This window comes from Fortiea contorta PCC 7126, assembly GCF_000332295.1.
In the GTDB taxonomy this organism is placed as follows: Bacteria; Cyanobacteriota; Cyanobacteriia; order Cyanobacteriales; family Nostocaceae; genus Fortiea; species Fortiea contorta.
The window spans coordinates 1,237,222-1,260,164 of the sequence record NZ_KB235930.1 but is presented as its reverse complement, the minus strand read 5'-3'; the positions used below and the strand labels follow the sequence as shown (position 1 = coordinate 1,260,164).

The window sequence follows — 22,943 nt, the reverse complement described above, 5'->3', positions numbered from 1 at the left end:
AAGAGTCAAAAAATGTGACCCTTGACTCTTGACATTAGAACCCAAACTTACTTCTTTCTTTGCAAACCGTCTTGAGCAGCTAATCCCAAAGATTGAATAAAATCCTCTTGGACTTTGCGTGTTAAGCGCCGAGAGACTTGACGGACGATTTGATTAAGTAAGCGATCGCCTGTAGATTGAATTAAAGACTTGGGTAATCGGTGAATAAACCGAGGAAAGTGAATATCAACCACCAAATCTAATTCCCATTCCACTCGTGTCACCTCATCCCCACACTCAAGTAACTGTAGAGATGCTCGATAGTCCACATCATAACCAGGTGGATGATAATCAGGAATAGGGATAGTGCGAATGCGGTAAATACCCGAATCTGGCGGTAAAAGTTCCAAACCAACTTTCGGCTCTACGTCATAACCAAAAGCGCCAAATTTGCCAATAATCAAAGCATAACCATTTTCTCCCAAAGGTTGCACCTTCATCGGTTCAGCACAACGGGTAAACCATAAAGCGTGAGCATTCAGATACTCAGCAACCGTTTGTACTGGGGCACACATTTCCATATAATCTTCATAGCGCCCATAAAATTTTGTTGGCGTCGCTACATTTGTTCCTGTGAGTGCATCCTCAGCTTCTGCTAAACCTGACACCACAGGGAAAATAACCTCTGTTATTTCCAAAGATTGGTATTCACCGTTTCTTGAAAGCATAAACGCGTTCCTGTATTCTTTGGCGTTTGTCTATATTAATCATTCCCGGCTTGCGTAGTTAGTTTCGCACTCAGATTCTATTTTGGCGAAATCCTGATTAACATGTCATTAACTTCATAGAATCACTACAATAAGGAACTGAACAATCGTGTACTTAGTTTTCTAGGATAGCGTTGATCATGAAAGCATTTGTAGCAGGGGCCACAGGCGAAACAGGTCGCCGGATTGTACAAGAACTGATAGCGCGTAACATTCCCGTCCGTGCTTTGGTGCGTGACACCGAAAAAGCCAGAGAAATTTTACCACCTGAAGCTGAGTTAATTCCCGGTGACGTGTTAAACCGAGCTAATTTGACCGCTGCTTTGGGAGACAGCACAGTTTTGTTGTGCGCTACAGGAGCTAAACCCAGCTTTGACCCGACTGGCCCCTATAGAGTAGATTTTGAAGGTACGAAAAATTTAGTAGATGTGGCTAAAGCCAAAGGAATTGAGCATTTTGTTTTAGTTTCTTCTTTGTGTACTTCCCAACTGTTCCATCCACTAAATTTGTTTTGGCTGATTTTGGTTTGGAAAAAACAAGCTGAAGAATATATCCAAAAAAGCGGTCTTACTTATACAATTGTCCGCCCCGGTGGATTGAAGAACGAAGATAACCCCAACCCGATAGTGATGCAGGGTGCTGATACATTATTTGATGGTAGTATTCCTCGACAAAAAGTCGCCCAAGTAAGTGTCGAATCTGTGTTTGAACCAGCCGCACGTAATAAAATAGTCGAGATCGTGTCTAGACCAGACGCAGCACCTAAAAGCTTTGGTGAGTTATTTCAACAGTGTTAATTTGTTATTTGTCATTAGACATGTCTGACAAGGAATGTAGAGACGTTGCTTTTGCTTCGTCTCTACAAAGAGATCTGAGGTAAGACATGATCAATATTCCCCAAACATCAACTTAACCGGAATCAGCACGGCGATAATTGTGGTTAGCTAAAGAGCGAGTATTGAAGGAGTTGGACTCTGAAAGGCTTTGAATTCAAAGGTGTAGAAAAACTAATTGGGCCTATAGTGGCGCTTCTTGGCTTTGTCTGCTTATTACAGTGGTATATTCATGGAAGCTTGCGATCGCCTTCTAATCCCTTTTTTTCAGGTAGACAGCCACCCCTAGTTATGAAAGGTGGCGATCCTTATATTCGCGCTTTGATGCGAACCATATCTGCTAGCGAAGCCAGTGGAAACCGTCCCTACTCTTTGTTGTATGGTGGTCAGCAGGTTAAAGATCTCAGCCGTCACCCTGAAATTTGCATCACCATTGTTACAGGCCCTAACACAGGTAATTGTTCCACAGCCGCAGGCAGATATCAAATTATCAACACGACTTGGTATCAAATTGCTCCGCGATATCATCCCAATCCCATGCAAATTATGTTTTGGGCTTCTTATAGCTTTGAAGCGGAGTATCAAGATACCGTGGTTTACCGTTGGTTAAATGATTCTAAAGTTTGGGGAACTGATATTAGTCAACAGTTGCGTCAGGGAAAAATCAATGATGTTTTGCGGCGACTTTCTCCGACTTGGACAAGTTTAGGATATGGTATCGAAACTAATTCTGTTAGTCGCTCTTTGCCTAAAGTTTATCAGCAAGTCTTACAAGAAGAATTAAACACAATTAATCCACCACCAACACCTAATACCACAATTCGCAATTCTTCAATTATTTCTTATTAACTCAAGAAATTTCTGACACTATGCACGAATTCTTGAGTTTTTTCTAAATGAATATTATGTCCAGCATCTTGAATAATTGCTAATTGAGCAAAATTACAAATTTGCGCCATCTTTATATTAATATCAATAAATTTTTTGTCATATTTGCCAACTAGTAAAAGCAGTGGCTTGGTATTTTCTGCAAATTTTTCCCATAGAGGAGGTTGGGAGCCGGTACCCATGAAACGCAGCGATTTAGCCAATTCAAGGGGCTGATTTTGCAACCGACTTTCTTCCATTTGTGCATATTCTGGGTGATTTTTTATATTCGCAAAAATCGGTTGATGATACCAATTTTTGAGAAAGTCTGCAAAATCACTTGTGTGATTAATTCTGGTTAATTTTCCGGCTATTTGAGCATCGCGGTGAATGCGTTCTAATCGTTCTTCCTCTGTTGCTAACCCTGGAGAAGCTGATTCTAGAACAATTTTCAAAAATCGTTCAGGAAAATGTAGAGTGAGATATAAAGCCAATCTTCCACCCATTGAATAACCAATTAAAAAACATTGGGAGATATTTAAATCATCTAATAAATTGATTAAAGCCTGAGCCGTGTTAGCCATTGTATAATATTCTTCACCGCCTAAAACTTGAGTTTTACCATGTCCAGGAAGGTCAACTGTGAGATAAGAAAATTCATCAGATAGTAATTTTATGGCTGCATCAAATTCTTCAAGATTCCCCATAAAGCCGTGGAGAAAAAGAATTAAGGGTTTAGTGGCGTCACCAATTAAAGAATAGTGAAAATTCATGCGTCGAGATTCCATGTTTTATATATGGATCTAGTGGTAACAATCATGGTGTACAAATTTGAACAATTAAGCAGAACTGAGGTACAAGAAATGTTAGGAATTACACTTAAAGAAACGAGAGTTTACAGAGAAATTAAAGAAGAAGGACGAGAAACGGAAGCGCGATTGCTCATTCTTAGTCAACTACAAAAACGGTTGGGAGAATTACCTCAACAAGTGCGCGAGCGCATGGAAAATCTATCTTTGGAACAATTAGAAAATCTGGGTGAGGCACTGTTAGATTTTACCAGTTTGGCTGATTTGCAAACTTGGTTAGACGCAGTTGATAGTGAAGATGGTGCAGAGGAATGAAGATTAAAAATTTCCAACTGATAGAGCCGATTATTATCAATAAATCGCCAAATGAGTTATGTAATTTTGCGTGAGAATAATTCAGATAGGTTAAGTCCCACAAATTAAGGTAAAAATCTATCTAAAGCTGCTTTGAGTTGGGCAATTTCCACTTCAATATTGCCCTCTTTGGTGGCTCTAGCAATGCACTCTGTTAAGTGTTCATCTAAAACAATTCTCGCTACCCGATCCAACGCACCCCGCACGGCAGCAATTTGCAATAATACATCAGGACAAGGGCTACTTTGCTGCACCATTGTCTTGATACCCCGGATGTGTCCTTCAATCCTGGAAAGCCGATTAACAATTTTTCGTAATGATTCTTCACTATGGACGTGGGGATGCGCTGAGTGGATCTGTCCATGAGAATGATCTGTGTGTTCGTGGTCTGCGTCGTGTTCGGAGGACGATAAGTTAGAGCCGTTCATGAGGTGTCAAAATTCTGCTTTTATTCAAATCCTAGCCTACAGCGGAGTAGGGACGTGGGGAGATGGAGACAAATAACAAATAACAAATAACTATTGGGTGAAATCCGAACCTTTCCAGGGTAAATGACCATAATAGCTTTTGGGTTGAATATTCCATTAATTTGATTACAGATGACTTGTATCATACTCAGATGAAACCTAGAAAACAGCAAGTGTCAAAACGTTAACAAGCAGGGACTTCAACCTGTGCTGTAAAAATATCTTTAGATAGATTCTTCACGACTAGGCAACTATTAGGCTTCTAAATTTAGGTTGTAATTATGCAATTTCTCAAGCTACGCCGTTCTATACGTCAGTTCAGTTCTCATGTTTTAGCGATATTTTTAGGAGTGGTGCTAACGGTTAGCACTCTGCGGGTGTTACCTTCCCAAGCGGAACCAGCGCCTAACTCTGCAACTGTGGAAACTCCAGAACAAGTTGTGCAGAAACAATCACCTGCGACTAATGCTATTAGTAATAGCAGTTTTGTCACTGCTGCTGTTAATCGTGTGGGGCCAGCAGTAGTCAGGATTGATATCGAACGTACGATTACTCGTCGTGTAGATCCATTTTTTGAAGATCCGGTTTTTCGACGCTTTTTTGGTGAAGGGTTCTCGCAACAGTCGCCGACTGAGCAATTGCGCGGTTTAGGTTCTGGTTTTATTCTTGATAAGAGTGGGTTGGTTTTAACAAATGCCCACGTAGTTGATAAAGCTGATAAGGTGACAGTTAGACTCAAAGACGGTCGTACCTTTGAAGGTAAAGTGCAAGGAATTGATGAAGTCACAGATTTGGCGGTGGTGAAGATTAACGCTGGGAATGATTTACCAGTTGCGCCCTTGGGGTCTTCTAGTGATGTGCAGGTGGGAGACTGGGCGATCGCCGTTGGTAATCCTTTAGGATTTGATAATACCGTGACTTTGGGGATTGTCAGCACCCTCAAGCGTTCCAGCGCCCAAGTCGGGATTAGTGATAAACGCTTAGAGTTTATTCAAACTGACGCAGCGATTAACCCTGGTAATTCTGGCGGGCCTCTACTCAATGGTCAGGGTGAAGTGATTGGGATTAATACAGCAATTCGTCCTGATGCGATGGGAATTGGATTTGCGATCCCAATTGATAAAGCAAAAGCGATCGCTGTACAACTACAACGCACTGGTAAAGTTGTTCATCCTTATTTAGGCGTGCAAATGGTCACATTAACGCCAGAGTTAGCGAAGCAAAATAACACCGACCCCAACTCCCCTATCCAAATTCCCGAAGTTAACGGCGTTTTGGTGATGCGAGTTGTACCCAATTCCCCAGCGGCGTCTGCTGGCGTCCGACGCGGGGATGTGGTTGTGCAGATTGATGGACAAGCTATTACTACAGCCGAACAATTACAGGATGTTGTGGAAAATAGCCGCCTCGGTCAGGTTTTGCAAGTGAAAGTGCAGCGAGGTAATCAGACACAGCAGCTTTCAGTCCGCACAGCGGAATTACAAAACGCTTCCAGTTAACGGTAGGGGCACAACTATATAGTTGTGCCCACCTACAATGAATCAATTATTCAATTGTCCGCAATTGCAATCTTCGCAGCGTTAGCGACGTTCGCGAAGCGTCTCCCCTTGGGAGAAGGAGCGTCACTGCGAATTGCGAATTGTTCGGTCATCACTAGTCGCTACCCAAACTTCTGCGTCTGAATCCCAAAATGCTTGAACCTTAAATGTGATTTGTGCCATGAGCGATCGCTTGTAACATAATCCCAGTTTAAAATATTGGTTTTGACTGAGGAAGCAATCGCTCTTAATTTTGGTGCATGAAAAGCGATCGCTATTTACTTACCGTAGATAAACTAAATTAACGTTATTGTCAGCCAAGAAAGCATAAATGAAAAAATTTGGAGCTTTTTCCAAAATCAGGTTGGATGATGATGAAGAATAATAGTGAAAGCTTAGAGAGGAATTCAATTATGTTGGCTTACGGTGCTCCTAACTCCCCAAATTTTGAGAGTTCTGGCGATGATTTACGCAAGAAAGGTGAGATAGCTTATAACAATGCACAATACACACAAGCGCGTGAATACTTTCGTCGAGCGTCTAATAAATATGCTGCATGTTACGATGTGATGTCAGAGCAAGGTGATCCACGGGCAGAAGATGTTCGTGATAAGTATAACGATGCTATACAGTGGAAGAATGCGTGTGGCTAAGGAATCAGGTAAGCTTATACATTAATGGAGATTTGTCGATCAACCTTGTTGATAATGCGATCGCCGATTTGAGTTATACCTATCGTGTGCGATAGTTTTCCAAGTATATTTTGTGTAACTCATCGAAATCAAAATTCCATAGCACTACATTTCTACTGTTAGAGAAAGCTAGAAATTTGCCATCTGTCGAGAAGCCAATTTGCTGAATCGTTTTGTCATCTTCTCCGTCAGTGGTAAATCTATTATGTAGACAAATGCTTTCCTGCGGTTGTTCTAGAATACGGACATGGGAATTCTCTGCATTCTTTGAATTTAATAGTATTACAGCAATTTTGTCATTATAAGCCAAGGCTACTGCTTCACTGCCAGGACTAAAAACAATATCTATCACGGTGTTGTCTGCTTTACTAATTTTCGTAAATATGCGCGGTTTTGTCTGCTCAGTTACTTGATTTAGATCCCAAAAATAAACTGTTCCAGTAATACCAGCAGCAGCGATAAATTTACCATCAGGACTGAAACTCATCGCTACCATCTCATTTTCATCTGGTGTTTTTAAGCTTATTGCACTGTTTTCTTTTTCATTGGTGAGATTCCAAATATCTATCTCCTTACCGACAAGCACAGCGATATTTTTACCATCTGGGCTAAAGCTGACATCTTGAACATATTCATTTGTAGAAAAAGTGTAAAGTGGGTTCCCATCTACTAAGTCTTTTAACTTGCAAATGTTTACTTTTTTTTCACGACGATTAACTGGAATAAAAGTTTTACTATCAGGGCTAAAGCTTATGCTTGCTGGTGGTGGCTTATCCATTATGGGAAGAGTTTGCATCAGTTCACCTTCTGAACTCCAAATCTCTATAATGCCTTTTTTTTGACCATCTTCGATGGATAAACTCGTGGAAATAATCGTTCCACCATCAGGACTGAATTTTACCTTAAAGACTCGTACTCTATTACTTGGATTATCTAGAGTCTTCTTGAGAGTAAAATTTTCCGACCACAATTTTATACTTCCATCATTTTGACTCCCAGTAACAATTTGGTAATTATGAGGATTAAAGCTAAAAGTCCATCCATCTATAATTGGAGGTGAAATTATTGTCCATATTTTGACAATTCCATCTGCACCGGCTGAAGCTAACATTTGACTATTTTTGTTGCTAAAAGCAACATCGGTGATAGCTAAAGAAGAACCTTTATGACCATTAATATATTCCCTATTTTGACAATCCCATATTTTTATATAACCATCTTGACTACCTGAAGCTATAAAATTACAATCCGGATTTCGGCTAACAGCTAAAGTATTGACAGCCTCTTGATTTCTATCTTGTTTGTCAATTAAATCTTGTTTATTGTCATCAACAAAATTCCCAATTATAATTTTTCCGTTTAAGTCAGAAAAAACAATAGTTTTGTCGTCAATAAATTTTACTGAACTGAATATAGCACCCTCTTCCTTCCATTCTTTTAATAGTTTTTTTGTGTTTATATCCCACACCTTGATGAATCCATCACCACCAGCAGAAGCAAGAATTGCACTGCTTGGGCTAAAATCTAGTCGATTAATGTTGTCATTATGTCTATCTTGTGCATCTAATAAATCTATAGACTTTTCATTAAAATTCCAGAGTTTTATCTGCCTAGCATAATCAAATGCTAAGATTTTATTGTCGGGGCTAAAAGCAATATTACGTACTTGGTTTTCTTCGGGAAACACATTTTCTGGAATAAATGGTGTATTTGATTTGATAAAAATTTTAGATTCATTAAAATTCCATGATTGAATAGTTTCACATCGAAGACGTGGAATTAATGAAATCAATAAATCACCTTCTCGATTGAAAATAGCGTCTATTACTGTTAGAGATTGTTGATTTATAGTCTGTATTAATTCGCCACTATTTAAGCTCCAAAGTCTAATGCTTCCATCCGCACTTGCAGAAACTAGCTGTTGATCGTCTGGGCTAAAACTTAGCCCACAAACTTGATCTGTGTGTCCCGTAAAAATTTTTCTTTCTCGAAAACCATATATTAACTGGTTTAAAATAATTAAAACTCGCATTTTTTGGGTTGCTACTTTATCAGCAATCGACAATAATGGATCTTTTAAAAATTCTCCTGTTTCATCAGCATCTGACAATAATGGATCTTTTAAAAGTTTTCCTGCTTCGATACTTTTCTCTATAGCTTCTATATTTAAAGCTAACTCGTTTGCATATTCTGCTGATGTAGTCAGGTTATCCACATTGCTGAGGATAGCCAGAGCAAGGTGATATTTTTCATAAGCATTGCTGCGGTGGTAAAAAACTGTATATTCCTTGGTATGGAGCTGCAATTGTGCCCAGCTATCCCTCACTTCTGCCAGCAATCCCCTTTGCATTAAATAATTGTCATCCTGGCTGTTTTTCAACCATTCGCGTTGAGCATCTGCTAACCTGTCGCTCAATCGCCGCAAGTCTGGGTTTTGTTGTCGCCACTCTTTAAAAGTCTGCCAACCTTCGATTAAAGCTTCATGGGCTAAATCAATCCAAGCCTCTCCCTGTTCATCTTTCCCTGTAACCAATAAGCGTCCTTTAACTAACCCTTGTTCCCCATCCAATAACTCACTAAATTCTTGCTGTTGATTGGGGTCACTACCTGCAATATCTAATAATTTCTCTTTTACTTGGCGTTGTCTGGTGTCTTTTTCCCCTTCTCCAGTCCGCAATAAGCTTAAAAAAATCAGCCTAATCCATTCTTGCTCCTGCTGCGTGCGTTTTTGGGTTGGTGATTCCTTCTCAAAATCTTGGTAGTTATAAACATTTTCTGCATGGAGATTTAACGCCTGTGTTAATCCTCCCAACTTTTCATATTCTTCTAGGGTGAGTTGACGTGTTTTTTGGTCGCGTTTATCCCAGAGTTTAGTTAAAGCAAACTCTAACAGAGGCAAAAACCCTGGTTCTTGTTTCACATCTTCGCAAATTTTTACTAGTAATGCTTTTTCAACACTATGTTTCTGTTTTTCGGCTGGTTTGGTGATTATCTCCTTTAAATTAACTTCGGTTAAAGTCCCCATAAACACAGCTTGGGTTTGAATTAGCTGATGCAGAGAGGGATATTGCAAACAGGGTTCGAGAAAATCCGCTCGCATGGTAATGACAACTGCTAACCGCGAATCGGTGATGTCTACTACCTGAGTTAGCAGTTCAATAAATTTTTGCCGTGCTTCTTTATCTGCACAAACTGTAAATACTTCCTCAAACTGATCGACTACGAGCAAGAATTTTTCTGCACCTGGGAGATTTTCGATAATTTCCGGTAAATTATTTGGGTAATTATTACTCAATGTCTGAAATTGCTTTTGCTTATTAGCCTGTGTAAAACATTGTTTAAAAGCTGTTCTCAATTCTTCTAAAGGTTCAAATCCCGGTTTGATTGGTTCTATAACTCGCCAGTCTCGATTATTTAATAATTCTGGAATCAAACCCGCCCGCACGACAGAAGATTTACCACTCCCGGAAGCGCCCATGATGGGGACAAAGGGCTTTTCGCTTAATTTGGCGAGAATATCCCTGACAACTTGCTTGCGCCCAAAGAAAAATTCCTTTTGTTCGGCTTCAAAAGCTTTTAATCCTTGATAAGGACATTCATTTTTCTCCTCAGAAGATTGATCTACAGTTTTCTGCTGGTAGTAAGTGACTAAAGTAATCGAACTTCCCCAACCCAATTGAATCGGTTGTTGACCACTACCTTTAAGTTCGGCGCTAATACTAGCGAACAAATCAACACTTGTCACATGTCCATGCTTATTGGCGTTCTCTGGTGACAATCCAGCCAGCAAAGCAGTTGAAAAAATACTGTGTTGTGCGCTTTTTTTGGCATAGGCTTCTTGAAAAGGTCTGCAAGCTGCAATAAAGTAGTAATCGCTTTCTGAATTAAAAGCACTAAGAGTTGTTTTGAGCAGATTGTTTTCCAAAAAATCACCGCTATGACAGCAATCTAACAGCACTACTAAACTACTCAAACTGGATTTTGCAATTAAATTGTTGAGACTCTGAAGACTAATTCCACCAATTGGGTTGTCTCTAGTGAAGTCAGAAGTGGCTAGATATGCTTGTTGTGTTCCCAAGCTGTCAGATACGGTGATGCCATGCCCTGTAAAGTAAATTAGTGCTTCATTTTTAACTGCTTGTTTTTGCAAAAGTGTTTTTAAAGCTTTAGCCAACTTAGTTGTACTAACTTTCCCTTTGAGAAGGACAATATCCTCAAAATCACCATGCGCTTCTAGTACCTGCTTGACTGCTTCTGCATCGGTAGCTGGTTTTGTCAGGTTATTAAGACTGTTACTTTCATAATCTTTAATGCCAACAACAAGCGCGTAACGAGCCATTTATACATATTTAAGTTGTCTGTTACAGAATAAGATAACCTGAACACAAAAATATTTAAGTTGTGTGTTGCACAATAAGATAACTTAAATACAAGTAAACTCTGAGGGCTTGATGTCGAACGTAGAACGTTTAGTCTTTGAAGAAGACGGGGAAATCTATACAATTCTGTTCGAGTCAAAGGAAACGCCAAGTGTTCCGGAAGTAGTGACACCAGATGATGACGATGATGACGATAGAGAATCCTACGGCTGGCGGGAAGAGGTGTCTGTGAAAATTGAGAAAGTTCATCATCAAATTCGAGCTTATACCAAATACGCCATTGGTGCTTTTAAAAATTTAAATGTTGCTGAAGTTGAGGAGGTAACTCTCAAGTTTGGCTTCAAGATAGGCGGGAAAACTGGTATCCCCTTCGTAACAGAAGGTTCAGCAGAGAGTAATTTTGAGATTGAGGTGAAGTGTAAGTTTCCTGAAAAGAAGCAAAATTCTAGTACTTGAGGTTTAGCTTTGTTTTCGGTGAATTGTCGCAATAGAGCGATCGCTCTTCAATGACCAAGATTCATCCTGGGATTGCACATGTTGCAGAACACGTTGGGCACGGCATTGCCGTGCCCCTACGAAACATCAATGTTTAGCTGGGTTGGTAGAAATTGGTACATTCTTTTGTAGGGGCACAACAATGTTGTGCCCTTAATCGCTTTTGATTCACGATTATTCACCCTTGGTTCGGCTTTGTTGCAGAACACGTTGGGCACGGCATTGCCGTGCCCCTACCTGTATTATTTTCTACTAATTTTTGAATCAAAACGGGATATCAAATAGGAAATTTGGCTTGTTAGATTTATGTTGCAAGTTTTCTGGATCATCTGCCCAACGCTGCGGATTATCCAAAATATATTGCCGAATGTTATCCAAAGATTTTTGATCTCGTCCAATGTGTTCATAAAAATTGCGTTGCCAGATTGATTGACCTTTGGTTTGCCAAATCAGATTAATGCGTTTGCTAACAACACTTTTATAGCTACGAATTATTGTAGGAATGGAACTATTTACAGGTTGACCGAATTGTTCTGTGTTGTGGTCAAGATGTTGATTGAGGGCACAACATTGTTGTGCCCCTACGGGTTTATCGGTGATTATCAAGATGCCATGTAGATGGTTAGGCATGACCACAAAAATATCTAATTCAATGTGGGGAAAATGATCGGGAATTGTTTGCCAACAGTTCCAGGCAATTTGACCTAAACAATTTAATTGCATTTCACCTTTAGTTACATCACCAAATAGACATTGCCTTCCTTTAGTGCAAATAGTGATGAAATATATTCCTGGTTGAGTGTAGTCATATCCTTTGATACGAATAGAATGACGGTGGTGTATTCGCGGATCGTAGGACATTAATTTTTATATGCTGCTATTAGCATTATGTATTTATTTTAACTAATAAGTTTGCTTTATAACCGTACAACGACGTAGGGGCACGGCAATGCCGTGCCCTTCAACCCATCTGGCATCTCAACGAGAGATCATCTTTTTCAGAGGGCACAACAATGTTATGTCCGTATCCGAGGTATTTGATACTAGGTTGAGGATGAAATACCAAGCGATCGCTTTTTTAACTTCACTGTTCAAGCTTTGAACTCGGAACGTCGAGCAATTTACTCGAAACTTTGAGTTCGGAACTCGGAACGTCGAGCAATTTACTCGAAACTTCAGCTTCGGAACTCGAAACGTCGAGCAATTTACTCGAAACTTTAGCTTCGGAACTCGGAACGCCGAGCAATTTACTCCAACATCCGAGTTATTTTCTACAACGCTGCTGTTTTAGGCTTGGCTCTGTGAGATTTACGGGCGAATCTTTGCCCCATTTCCTCGACTACTGTCTCTAAACCAGCGCCTTGTCCGCTAGCTTTGGCATAAGCATACACCTGCAACGCGGCTGCATAAGCTTCACTACCCACCGCCAGAGATGTATCATCCACTAATTCTTGTAATTGTGTCAGCGACAGCAACAAGGGATACAACGCTTCAAATAACTGTACATCCTTCCGCATCTCTTCCAGGTCAAACGAGCGTGGTAAGAACTCTGGGTTCTGTGTCGCCACTTCTAATGCTTTGCTAACAAAGGCGCGGCTTTTATCTCCCATCTTGGGTAAAGCTTTCCGCTCCTCGTTACTTATATCGATTAAAAATGGTAGCTTTTCTTTAATAGTGGCGATCGCTTGCAACGCCGATTCTCTCTGTGTTTCTGTCAGTGTTGCACTAATTCTGGTGGTGGGCATGGGAATTACTCTCCAGTATGTTTGTTAAATTTAGAGTGCCCAGATATACCACTAAAATTTCGACATCATCGGACACTAGCACAAATAACTTGAGAAAAATCGCACATCGCGCTAGTCTTCTTTAGCAAAACTGCACGTTGTGTTAGACAATGACAAAAAAATTCTCTCCACAAATTCCCTCTTGTGCTTGGAGTCGTGTTATTGGTCTTGGTTGGGACAAGCCTTATACTGTTCGTTATCCTAGCAATCTTGATGATGGCCCTTGGCATGGAATGCCTTTAGGTGGCTTTGGTGCAGGTTGCATCGGTCGTTCTTCACGGGGAGACTTTAATCTATGGCATATTGACGGTGGTGAGCATACTTTCCAAAATTTTCCCGCCTGTCAATTTAGTGTGTTTGCATCACATGGCACCTCTTCTCAAGCTTATGCTTTGTCTACCCAAGCACCGGAGGATGGTAGTCTTGCAGCGTGGAAATGGTATCCAGCGAATGGAGGTACTTATCACGCTTTATATCCCCGTAGCTGGTTTGTGTATGAAAATATCTTGCCAGCACAGTTGACTTGTGAGCAGTTTTCCCCCATCTGGGCACATAATTATCAAGAAACTAGTTACCCGGTGGCAATTTTCCTGTGGACAATGCGTAACCCCACAACTGCACCGATGACTATCAGCATAATGCTGACTTGGGAAAATATGGTGGGCTGGTTCACCAATGCGTTGAAATCTCCTAAGGTGCGGATACGGGATGATGGTAGTCCGGTTTATGAATATCAGCCGCGTTTGGGTGAAAGTCAAGGTAATTACAATCTATTTGTGGAAAATGCTGACCAAATTGGTTGTTTTTTATCTCAGGTTAAAGATGATGATTCTGTACAGGAGGGGGACGGTAGCTGGTGTTTAGCGACCCTAAAGCATCCCCAAGTAGAAGTATTTCATCATACCCGTTGGCATTGTGTGGGGACGGGGGAAGATGTGTGGTCGAGCTTTGCGGCTGATGGTTCTTTACCTAATGTTCAAGATGCAACTCCTGCATCTGCGGATACACGCATAGGGGCGGCGATCGCTGTTCGTTTCACTCTGCAACCAGGACAAACTCTAGAAATTCCCTTTTCTCTGGCTTGGGATTTGCCGGTAACAGAATTCGCCGCTGGAGTTAACTATTACCGCAGATATACAGATTTTTTTGGTCGGAGTGGTGAAAATGCTTGGGCGATCGCATCGACTGCCTTACAAGAATATCAAAATTGGCGATCGCATATTCAAAATTGGCAGCAACCGATTTTAGCGCGGGAAGATTTACCTGCTTGGTTCAAAATGGCTCTATTTAATGAGCTTTACGACCTCACCAGCGGTGGTACTCTCTGGAATGCAGCATCAAAACTTGATCCTGTGGGACAATTTGCGGTGCTGGAGTGTTTAGATTACCGCTGGTATGAAAGTCTCGATGTGCGGTTGTATGGTTCCTTTGCGCTGTTGATGTTGTTCCCAGAATTAGAAAAGTCGGTCATCCGGGCTTTTGCTAGGGCAATTCCCCAGAGTGATGCTCATCAGCGGGTGATAGGCTACTATTACACCATTGGTGCAGACACGACAACTGCTGCTCGCAAAATCCCAGGCGCTACACCCCACGATTTGGGCGCACCCAATGAGCATGTTTGGGAAAAAACTAATTACACCTGCTATCAAGACTGCAATTTGTGGAAGGATTTAGGCAGTGATTTTGTGCTCCAGGTGTACCGGGATTTTCTGCTGACGGGGGCTGATGATGTGGAATTCCTCGCTGAGTGCTGGTTTGCTATTGTCGAGACTCTTAATTATCTGAAAACTTTTGATTTAGATGGTGATGGAATTCCGGAGAATTCCGGCGCACCTGATCAAACTTTTGATGATTGGCGGTTACAGGGTGTGAGTGCTTATTGTGGCGGGTTGTGGATAGCGGCTTTAGAAGCAGCGATCGCCATTAGCGATATTTTATTAAATCAAAATCTCAGATCTTTAGGCGACTTGGCGTTACAAAAATCCATTTATCAAGCTTGGTTAGCCCAATCCCGCCCGATTTATGAAGAAAAGCTGTGGAATGGTCAATATTACCGCTTGGATAGTGAGAGTGGTTCGGATGTGGTGATGGCGGATCAATTGTGTGGGCAATTTTACGCCCGATTGTTGGGACTACCAGATATTGTAGCGAGCGATCGCGCCCTCTGTGCCCTGAAAACTGTTTATCATGCTTGCTTTTTGCAGTTTTATGATGGTCAATTTGGCGCAGCTAATGGTGTTCGTCCTGACGGTTCCCCCGAAAACCCCAAAGCTACTCATCCACTGGAAGTCTGGACAGGAATCAATTTCGGACTAGCCGCTTTTCTGGTACAAATGGGAATGGAAGATGAAGCTTGGCAAATGACGCAAGCTGTAGTTAAGCAAATTTACGACAACGGTTTACAATTCCGTACCCCTGAAGCCATCACCGCTAACGGTACTTTTCGCGCCTGTATTTACCTGCGAGCTATGGCGATTTGGGCCATTTATTTAATTAAGGGTTAGAGAAAAAATCATTCCTCATCTCTTCATACAGTCAAAAGCCCTTCGGGTAGGGAAAAGGGGAAAAAGAATGCAAAAATTCCCTTAAACCCTTCTCCCTTTGACGAAAAGAGGTAAAGGTTTAAAGCCGAGCACAATTGTGAGCGAAAAAATCCTCATCTCACAGGGTAGGTTGAAACCCCGTCCCCTGTTTCCTGTTCCCTGTTAAGAGTTCCCTTTCATCTTTTTTGGTTAATAAGTCGCCACAATCAAATCCAACTTTGTGAAGAAAAATCAACTATTTTCCTGTTCTCTGTCTACGCAAATCTGTAATTGTTAGATAAATTACCTATAATTTGCAATCAAATATACATACAAATCTGAATATTATGTATTATTAATCGCAATTTTCTCAAATCAAGCAATAGATTCAATTCACCAAATCCAGTTGGGGTCTGACTTTCTTTGCACTGCACCTGCTCCTTTGCTGGAAACTAAGAGCACAAGTATTGAGAAGTAGGTTTTTATTTTCCGGGTGTTTATATAATCCTAGGAAAATATAAGTAATTAACAGCGAGATGGTACATACTGAGAACTTAAGACTACTGTTTTAACAAATCTAAATCACCATAGCTCTAGCCATAAAAATTACTCATATCAGATGCATTATGTTCGCCAATAACAATTTTTACCAAAATAAAAATATATATTTGATATATGATGTTTGTAAAAATAAGTACTAACTAAATGTAATCAATCGACATAAAATATAATCGATAGAGATTGTTGGAAAAGATTTTAGGAGTCTAATGTATGTCTTGGAGAATACAGTAAATACAGTGAGAAAGGAATAAGTACTGATTAAAAAGTAAGTAAAATTTTGATCAAGTGTCAGATATTAATTGGTGACAACAGCAAAAATCTTATAACTAGTCATCAGTAAATAATTGATACGCTGATGGCAACATAAATAAGGTTTTGCCAGTAAAATGTTATTTTCTCAACTATCATTCGCACAAAGCCGCTGAAAAATGAACTTTAAGCAATTGGTGATAACAAACACAAATAATTGCGTTTTCCAGAGGCTGTTGGAATGATGTGAAGTCGGACAGTGAAAGAATTAGCAACTTGTTTGTACTGACAGTATAAGCATTTACCAAAGTTAACAAGCTTACCCCAAAATCTGAAATTAAACCATGAACCCCTCTTCGTCGTTAAGAGTTCAGGGAGAGTTGGAATATAGCAGCAATCAACCATCTCCCACTCCAAAAGCGTCTATCCTCAAGTTTTTGAGGATGGTTGCGGGGGATACCAACCCAGCATCAGACTTGATTCAAGCTTGGGTGCTGCGTGAGTTTCAGCTAGGCGACGAACTGACGGTCTATGATTTAAGTGCAAAAATCACGGACAGCAACAAGATTGTCTATTTAGTTTGTCAAGGACGAGTGCGGTTGTTAGGATTTGACTCAACTTTGGGACGAGAGGTTTCAACTCAGTTGTTGTTGACACAGCAGACTTTTGGGGCTGATGATTTATTTTGTGATCAATCTTTGTCATACCGAGCGATCGCCGCGAGCGCAGGTTGTGTAGCGCAAATCTCCATTGCTGATCTCCAACTCTGGTTAGAACGTCTACCGCAACTAAAAAATTATTTACAACACTCAGCAGTTGAACGACAAGCCCTAATTTTCTACAAATGCTATACAGAATGGCGATCGCTCACTAGCTCGACATTGCGCCAATTATTACCATACCTGAAGGAAATTCACATCAGTGCGGGCGCATCCTTAGCGACAGCAACTCCTCCTAGCAAAGGGCGCTTTTGGTTGGTCAATGGTCAAATTTGTCCGTCAGCAACGACCACAGCCAACATAGGCTTAAGTTGGGGATATCCTGATGACAAAATTACCGATCAAATCGCCCAAACAGACTTGTTAGTCTATCATCTGCCCATAGAATACTGGGAATCAGCTAGAGAGATTGCACCTCAGATTTTTCCTGACCATTCTCAATTACAACATCTGCAAGCGATAGAGATAGCAAAGCAGGGACACATCCCCCTCCCATCTCCTGCTTCCTTGAATCCCGTCCCCAAAGTAATTGAACTTCCTCCACGCTTACCCCAAGCAGAAAATCCAGTACCCGTATTAGCGACGCCAAACATTGACTTTCAACAGCAGCAACCACGGTCAATTACTAGGTTGTGGCGTCCCTATCCTTTTATTCAACAGCAAAGCTCATCAGATTGCGGTGCTGCTTGTTTAGCTATGATTAGCAGCTATTGGGGCAAACGCTTGAGCCTCAATACATTGCGAAGTTTGGCGCGAGTTGATCGAATGGGTGCCTCACTTCAGGGTTTAGCAACAGCAGCACAAGCTTTGGGATGTGAAGCGCTGGCAGTGCGAGCAAGTCTGAGTAAGTTAGAACTATATTATAACCCCTGGATTGCCCATTGGCAAGGTATTCATTATGTAGTTGTTTGGCAGATTAAAGGCGATCGCATTTTAATTTCCGATCCAGCCACCAGTAAGCGTTGGCTCTCCCGCGCCCAGTTCCAAGCTAGCTGGACAGGATATGCTCTACTGTTAAATCCCACCAAACAGTTTGAGTCTGTGGAGCGGGAACGAGTTTCTTTAGAACGCTATTGGCAGTTATTTCGCCATCACCAGCAATTATGCCAGCAAATTATTTTTGCCTTAGTGATCGTACAGGTGTTAGGGCTAGCGACTCCCCTAATTACTCAAACGTTAATCGACCAAGTAATTCCCCAAAAACACTTCTTCAGCTTAAATATTTTTGTCGGCGTTTTCTTCATCTTAGGCATCTGGCGGATCGCTTTTAGAGCACAGCGCCAATTTTTGCTGGACTATTTAGCTAGCCGCATCGACCAAAATTTAATCGGGAGCTTCATTAGTTACACATTACAGCTACCACTGCGATTTTTTGCATCGCGCCAAGTTGAAGATATTGTCAGTCGCGTACAAGAAAACCGCAAAATTCAGCTATTTTTCTGTCGTCACGCAGTTAGTACCAGCATAGACATGATGATGGCAGTGATTTATCTGGGGCTGATGGCTAGTTACAACTTACATCTGACCTTGGTTGTCGTGGGTTGGATTGTGCCCATTGTGATTTTAACTCTGGGTGCAAGTTCATTGCTCAAAAAAGTTTCTCGGGAAGTTTTGCAAGCATCCGCAGCCCAAAACGCTTCCGTGGTAGAAATGATTACTAATATTACTGCCGTGAAAACCGCTGTAGCTGAACGTTCCGTACGCAGGCATTGGGAGGAACGGTTCATGAATATGGTAAAGTCGCGGTTTCAAGGACAGAAGTTGGCGAATAAGTTGCAATTAACCAGTGGTTTGATTAATCACTTTGGTAGCACGATGGTGCTGTGGTACGGAGCGAATTTGGTGATTGGTGAGCAGATGTCTCTGGGTAAGTTCGTTGCTTTTAACATGCTGATTAGTAACGTGACTAACCCGGTTTTAGCTTTGGTGAAATTGTGGGATGAGTTCCAAGAAGTATTAATTTCTCTGGAAAGGCTCAATGATGTCTTGAGTGCGGTACCGGAAGAAAACCCCCAAAAACCGTTGTTGGTAATGCCTGCAATTCGTGGTGAAATTAAGTTTGAGAATGTGAGCTTTTGTTACCACAGCGATGAGGAACGCCACACCTTACAAAATATTTCTTTCCAGGTGAAACCCCAGCAAACTATTGGCATTGTGGGTAGTAGTGGCTCAGGTAAGAGCACTTTAGTTAACCTGCTGGCTGGTTTATATCAACCCGATAACGGCAGAATTTTGATTGATGGACATGATGTTTCTCTTGTGTCTCCCCAGTCGTTGCGGAGTCAGTTGGGCTTGGTAGCGCAGGAAAATTGTTTGTTTTCGGGAACGATTTTAGAAAATATTACCCTCTATTCGCCAGAATTTACGGAAGCAGAAGCGATCGCTGCAGCCAAACTTGCACAAGCGCATAGTTTTATCCAAGCTCTGCCTTTAGCATACAACACCCAGGTGGGGGAACGGGGCGCGCTACTTTCTGGGGGACAGCGACAAAAGATAGCGATCGCCCGTGCATTAATTAGGAATCCCGGAATCTTGATTTTGGATGAAGCCACAAGCGCCCTAGATGCTGAGTCAGAACACCAACTACAACAGCACCTAGCCCGCATTACTCAGGCTCGTACCACCTTCATTATCTCCCATCGTCTCGCTAGTATTCGCCACGCCGACCACATCCTAGTTTTAGACAAAGGTGTCCTGATTGAACAAGGCACTCACGAGCAGTTGATAACTATCAATGGTCTTTATCGCCACTTAGCCCAACTGCAATTACATCTGTGAGTCCACTTTTATTTATCAGTTAGATGTCAATTTAGAAACGAATCTCATTACCAGCAACTTGACAGCTTAGTTTGTCAAGTTCATATCTTTCGCTGGCTTAAATATAGAAAAATTTACCAATTTACTTTATCACCCTTTATTGGCTCAACTATCGCCTTTTAAATGTCTGATTGGAGTTATTTAATAATTAATTTTAGTGGCTTGGCAATTATATCATAAAACTGTAAAAATTACAAATCGTAATTGATAATTACTTGCTGAACCCCATCTAGGTTATCTGATAGCTTTGCCCACACTGCACTGCTCATTAAAATCGGCACAAATACGATAAATAGGAGCTTAGAGGCAATTAAAACCAAAATGATTCACAGCATATTTTAGAAAAAATTATCAATAATTTTAGCAACAAGATAACTTCTTTTAGCTATCTCTATTGCTAATTTCACCGACTATTTAAAGCTAGAGTTACTGGAAAACTCGATTTTTAAGTCAACGCAAATAAAACAATTAAACATACACTTAATGAGGGGTTATGCCCCCCGATAGTCAACAAAAAAGGGACAAAAAGCAAAGTTGCACAATACACAAGTAAATATGCCCAGAAATTCAGTAGATTTATTTTATAAAGCTGCTAATTTAGCAGATGACATTTATGGAAAAAGATAGTATAAATAATAATGTTGTTCTTGATCACCAAGGATGAATAAATTTTTGTTCTAGTTGAAAAAGTAGGAAATACTACTGAAAAACTCCTAATTTTTGAAAAAAAGTGCAAATTATACCAGGGTGAGACAATTAGGTTAGGAGTTAGACAACTTTAAGAAGGACGAAACTGCATCTACCAAGAGCCACACGGAAACTTTTTCCTACCAGTCATCTGACATAACAAAAGGTAAATTTATACCCAGCGTTTACTATCAAGCCAAAATGACAGCGCAGAAGTGATTAGCCACAGCAGTTTCCTTAAGCACCAGCCCTATCGGCTGGGAGTAGAAGGAAAATCTGAGGAATCGCAACAAAGCCGCAAACAGGCTTGATCAATAACAGTTAAGTTTCCGATTACAAGGTCAGCTCATGGAAAAAATCATCAGGTTAAATGCAGTCAAACTAGTGCTTCAAAAAATAGCAAATTACGTCAGTAAAGTCAGTGTGAAAACAGAGACTTTACGAAAAAAATGCACAAATAACAACTCCAGCACCGGAAACTTTCAGGAAGCAAATACCGAGCAGAAGGGGTGCTGCTGTCAGCAGCCTTCATTGCTAATCAATCTGGTGCAATTAAACGGTCAAACGTTGTTTGTGGCTATCGTCACTTGGATGTGGACAGGAAAGATTGTACAAGTCGCCCACACCCAAGGAAACCAAATCATAACTTTGATGGTTTGGACTCACTTGCTCAATTCTACTTTAGGAGCGATCGCACCGGTAGAAACAGATGTTGTGCTCACCAAATTGTCAAGCTTGGTTTTTTGGAAACAACCAGTCACCAAGTTAAACTCGCTATCGGCGGGAAAAATTACCAACTTCCCAGCCAAAATTGCTGCAACTACCACTCTGCAAAAGAATATCAAAACTCAGCTTAAACTACAGAAAAATCTGTGGGAACTGCGAAAGCATCTCCAAATTTGGGAGACTTCTGTTTGCACTTGTTGATTAATTGTGTCCTCCAGAAAAGTTTATCGATACGTTCCTTGACCGATTCAACAACTGCAAACAGGCTAGAGCAGTTTTTCAACTCAATTGCACACCCATAACCGAAGAAACTGGACTAGTTTACTTCTTTTCAGACAACCAAAACTATGAATCAAGATATTCCTGGTATTAGTAGCAAGTTCAATAAAACAATTCATCCTGAACAGTTTGACCAAGTAGTGGAAGCGATTCTTGCCGGCAAGTATTCCTGGGCATGTGTTTTAATGTTAAGGTTTTCTGGTTATAACCCTTTACATTACATTCCTTACCGCACATACAATCGATTGCTCAAAGAAAATACCCAAGCTAATAGGTCTAACCAACAACAAAATGTCAGTATGCAAATTGCTAACCAATCTGCTGACAAGCGCTCTGATACCAATCTTCCCCAAAGTTGCTTAAATAAAATTAAAGATTTAGCTTATTTGGACGTAGTTAGAAAACAAAAAGCTGAAATTCGTGGAGGTAGTCTAGAGCAGTGGCTCACAAAGCAAGTCCATGAATATCAAGCAATTAAATCTGAATTAAAACCAGAAAATACTCAAGATTTTCCCTTGGATTTTTGTGAATTTAATTAAAAAATCTATTAAATCAGTATCTACTGATTATTAGGAACTTGAGTGCCAATAATCCTGCCATACAGTTAAGCAGAAGTGAGTATGGCAGGTAATTTTTTATTATAAAATAATTTAATAAAAGCTGCCAAAATGGCAAATATATTTTCATAAAATCAGATAAATTATAGATAGCAACTTAAACAGAAGTGACTGATAAGATAATTTCATGTTCTCAAAAAAATAAATATTTTTGAACAAGAAATTTATCGAAGTGATTACTTTAGTAATCAATATCCACAAAATAGATAATTGCTAGACCAAAACTCAGAGTCTAAGTGTTGCTACTGGTGGTTCTTTTTCCCTGAAAGGCTGAGTTCAGGAAAGGGGGAATGGTGGTTCTCTCAATCTCAACCTTAAATCACTGCTATCTATTTATATGATAGTTAGTGTTATGTTGCTCAAACTTCCTTGACTGTAGTGATGCTTTAGCCCAAAAGCTTATATTTAAAACTACGCTTAAGAGTGGAAAGAGAAAAAGCGACAATTAGATAATGTTCATGGCTAGTAAATTGTTGCTATGACACTTGTTAGAAAATATTGTCATCCTAGTCCTCCCAAACTGGATAAGCGTTACTTTGTCAATTAGCAACTTATACAGCACGCACTGGAAGCTAAAAAATTTGAATAGCTTCCAGTTTTTTATGTGTTGCCAAAATTTATAATCAAGTTATTAGCCACTTTGAGCGTTATACTCAGTAAATTCTACATAGCTGATTTTTTTAAATACATTGTTTAAATTTCAGATATTTACTCAGCTTTCAGTAATTTCCACAGTTTATCTACAGTTTTTTTGAGATAAAAAATTGATATCAACCATAACAAACATATAATTATACCAATT

16 protein-coding genes and 1 pseudogene are annotated in these 22,943 nt (G+C 40.4%); 10 read left to right on the top strand and 7 right to left on the bottom strand.

Translation table 11 applies throughout. The features are described from left to right. Positions 1-47: 47 nt before the first annotated feature. Entirely contained in the window at positions 48-707 is a 660-nt protein-coding gene (locus MIC7126_RS0106055) for a DUF1997 domain-containing protein (protein WP_017652237.1), read from the bottom strand. 179 nt (positions 708-886) lie between these two features. Here MIC7126_RS0106055 and MIC7126_RS0106050 point away from each other — a divergent pair, with 179 nt between their 5' ends. Together MIC7126_RS0106050 and MIC7126_RS0106045 are read left to right on the top strand one after the other, a co-directional pair. Then, complete coding sequence (locus tag MIC7126_RS0106050) at positions 887-1,543, top strand: NAD(P)H-binding protein (RefSeq protein WP_017652236.1); 657 nt, start codon at positions 887-889, stop codon at positions 1,541-1,543. Positions 1,544-1,768: 225 nt separating this feature from the next. Continuing rightward, entirely contained in the window at positions 1,769-2,428 is a 660-nt protein-coding gene (locus tag MIC7126_RS0106045; protein ID WP_238553613.1) for a glycoside hydrolase family 24 protein, read from the top strand. On the opposite strand, the gene menH is transcribed toward MIC7126_RS0106045, so the two are convergent. Continuing rightward, positions 2,425-3,234 carry a 2-succinyl-6-hydroxy-2,4-cyclohexadiene-1-carboxylate synthase gene (menH, locus tag MIC7126_RS0106040; protein WP_017652234.1) on the bottom strand — a complete coding sequence of 270 codons (810 nt, stop codon included), beginning with the start codon at positions 3,232-3,234 and terminating at the stop codon, positions 2,425-2,427. The genes MIC7126_RS0106045 and menH overlap by 4 nt on opposite strands. Positions 3,235-3,243: 9 nt before the next feature. Here menH and MIC7126_RS0106035 point away from each other — a divergent pair. Beyond that, positions 3,244-3,570, top strand: a pseudogene (locus MIC7126_RS0106035) (DUF4351 domain-containing protein); the annotation flags it as partial. Positions 3,571-3,674: 104 nt separating this feature from the next. Here MIC7126_RS0106035 and MIC7126_RS0106030 read toward each other — a convergent pair. Further along, positions 3,675-4,037: a metal-sensing transcriptional repressor gene (locus tag MIC7126_RS0106030; protein ID WP_017652232.1), complete on the bottom strand. Its 363-nt coding sequence runs from the start codon at positions 4,035-4,037 to the stop codon at positions 3,675-3,677. A gap of 320 nt (positions 4,038-4,357) precedes the next feature. Between MIC7126_RS0106030 and MIC7126_RS0106025 the strand changes: the two genes are divergently transcribed. Continuing rightward, positions 4,358-5,575 (top strand): HhoA/HhoB/HtrA family serine endopeptidase, encoded by a 1,218-nt coding sequence (locus MIC7126_RS0106025; protein ID WP_017652231.1) that lies wholly within the window; start codon positions 4,358-4,360, stop codon positions 5,573-5,575. Positions 5,576-5,698: 123 nt separating this feature from the next. On the opposite strand, the gene MIC7126_RS29060 is transcribed toward MIC7126_RS0106025, so the two are convergent. Beyond that, the gene (locus MIC7126_RS29060) at positions 5,699-5,797 is read right to left on the bottom strand and encodes a DUF1902 domain-containing protein (RefSeq protein ID WP_017652230.1); all 99 of its coding nucleotides are present in this window, start codon (positions 5,795-5,797) and stop codon (positions 5,699-5,701) included. 158 nt (positions 5,798-5,955) lie between these two features. Here MIC7126_RS29060 and MIC7126_RS0106015 point away from each other — a divergent pair, with 158 nt between their 5' ends. Continuing rightward, a complete protein-coding gene (locus MIC7126_RS0106015) occupies positions 5,956-6,267 on the top strand; it encodes a hypothetical protein (RefSeq protein WP_154655845.1) in 312 nt (103 codons plus the stop codon). Between the two features lie 79 nt (positions 6,268-6,346). On the opposite strand, the gene MIC7126_RS28560 is transcribed toward MIC7126_RS0106015, so the two are convergent. Beyond that, positions 6,347-10,645 (bottom strand): nSTAND1 domain-containing NTPase, encoded by a 4,299-nt coding sequence (locus MIC7126_RS28560; RefSeq protein ID WP_017652228.1) that lies wholly within the window; start codon positions 10,643-10,645, stop codon positions 6,347-6,349. A 112-nt stretch (positions 10,646-10,757) separates the two neighbouring features. On the opposite strand from MIC7126_RS28560, the gene MIC7126_RS0106005 reads away from it, so the two are divergent. Then, positions 10,758-11,141, top strand: a complete 384-nt coding sequence (locus MIC7126_RS0106005; protein WP_017652227.1) for a CU044_2847 family protein — start codon at positions 10,758-10,760, stop codon at positions 11,139-11,141. A 303-nt stretch (positions 11,142-11,444) separates the two neighbouring features. Here the strand turns inward: MIC7126_RS0106005 and MIC7126_RS0106000 are convergent, their stop codons facing one another. Next, the gene (locus MIC7126_RS0106000; protein WP_017652226.1) at positions 11,445-12,041 is read right to left on the bottom strand and encodes a transposase; all 597 of its coding nucleotides are present in this window, start codon (positions 12,039-12,041) and stop codon (positions 11,445-11,447) included. A gap of 410 nt (positions 12,042-12,451) precedes the next feature. Continuing rightward, a complete protein-coding gene (locus MIC7126_RS0105995; RefSeq protein WP_017652225.1) occupies positions 12,452-12,925 on the bottom strand; it encodes a hypothetical protein in 474 nt (157 codons plus the stop codon). A gap of 149 nt (positions 12,926-13,074) precedes the next feature. Between MIC7126_RS0105995 and MIC7126_RS0105990 the strand changes: the two genes are divergently transcribed. From MIC7126_RS0105990 to MIC7126_RS0105975, 4 genes are all read left to right on the top strand, one after another. After that, on the top strand, positions 13,075-15,468 hold the full coding sequence (locus MIC7126_RS0105990) for a GH116 family glycosyl hydrolase (protein ID WP_017652224.1): 2,394 nt from the start codon (positions 13,075-13,077) through the stop codon (positions 15,466-15,468). 1,172 nt (positions 15,469-16,640) lie between these two features. Then, complete coding sequence (locus MIC7126_RS0105985) at positions 16,641-19,793, top strand: cysteine peptidase family C39 domain-containing protein (RefSeq protein ID WP_026100064.1); 3,153 nt, start codon at positions 16,641-16,643, stop codon at positions 19,791-19,793. A 1,257-nt stretch (positions 19,794-21,050) separates the two neighbouring features. Further along, positions 21,051-21,446: a hypothetical protein gene (locus MIC7126_RS0105980; protein WP_154655844.1), complete on the top strand. Its 396-nt coding sequence runs from the start codon at positions 21,051-21,053 to the stop codon at positions 21,444-21,446. A 146-nt stretch (positions 21,447-21,592) separates the two neighbouring features. Next, a complete protein-coding gene (locus MIC7126_RS0105975; RefSeq protein ID WP_017652221.1) occupies positions 21,593-22,063 on the top strand; it encodes a HetP family heterocyst commitment protein in 471 nt (156 codons plus the stop codon). Positions 22,064-22,943 lie beyond the last annotated feature (880 nt).

Bases quoted from the DNA above. Each gene is read 5' to 3' on its own strand.
- MIC7126_RS0105990 (WP_017652224.1), top strand. From the start codon at position 13,075: ATGACAAAAAAATTCTCTCCACAAATTCCCTCTTGTGCTTGGAGTCGT.
- MIC7126_RS0106055 (WP_017652237.1), bottom strand. From the start codon at position 707: ATGCTTTCAAGAAACGGTGAATACCAATCTTTGGAAATAACAGAGGTT.
- menH (WP_017652234.1), bottom strand. From the start codon at position 3,234: ATGGAATCTCGACGCATGAATTTTCACTATTCTTTAATTGGTGACGCC.
- MIC7126_RS0106025 (WP_017652231.1), top strand. From the start codon at position 4,358: ATGCAATTTCTCAAGCTACGCCGTTCTATACGTCAGTTCAGTTCTCAT.
- MIC7126_RS0106050 (WP_017652236.1), top strand. From the start codon at position 887: ATGAAAGCATTTGTAGCAGGGGCCACAGGCGAAACAGGTCGCCGGATT.
- MIC7126_RS0105995 (WP_017652225.1), bottom strand. From the start codon at position 12,925: ATGCCCACCACCAGAATTAGTGCAACACTGACAGAAACACAGAGAGAA.
- MIC7126_RS0106005 (WP_017652227.1), top strand. From the start codon at position 10,758: ATGTCGAACGTAGAACGTTTAGTCTTTGAAGAAGACGGGGAAATCTAT.
- MIC7126_RS28560 (WP_017652228.1), bottom strand. From the start codon at position 10,645: ATGGCTCGTTACGCGCTTGTTGTTGGCATTAAAGATTATGAAAGTAAC.
- MIC7126_RS29060 (WP_017652230.1), bottom strand. From the start codon at position 5,797: ATGGCACAAATCACATTTAAGGTTCAAGCATTTTGGGATTCAGACGCA.
- MIC7126_RS0105975 (WP_017652221.1), top strand. From the start codon at position 21,593: ATGAATCAAGATATTCCTGGTATTAGTAGCAAGTTCAATAAAACAATT.
- MIC7126_RS0106000 (WP_017652226.1), bottom strand. From the start codon at position 12,041: ATGTCCTACGATCCGCGAATACACCACCGTCATTCTATTCGTATCAAA.
- MIC7126_RS0106030 (WP_017652232.1), bottom strand. From the start codon at position 4,037: ATGAACGGCTCTAACTTATCGTCCTCCGAACACGACGCAGACCACGAA.
- MIC7126_RS0105985 (WP_026100064.1), top strand. From the start codon at position 16,641: ATGAACCCCTCTTCGTCGTTAAGAGTTCAGGGAGAGTTGGAATATAGC.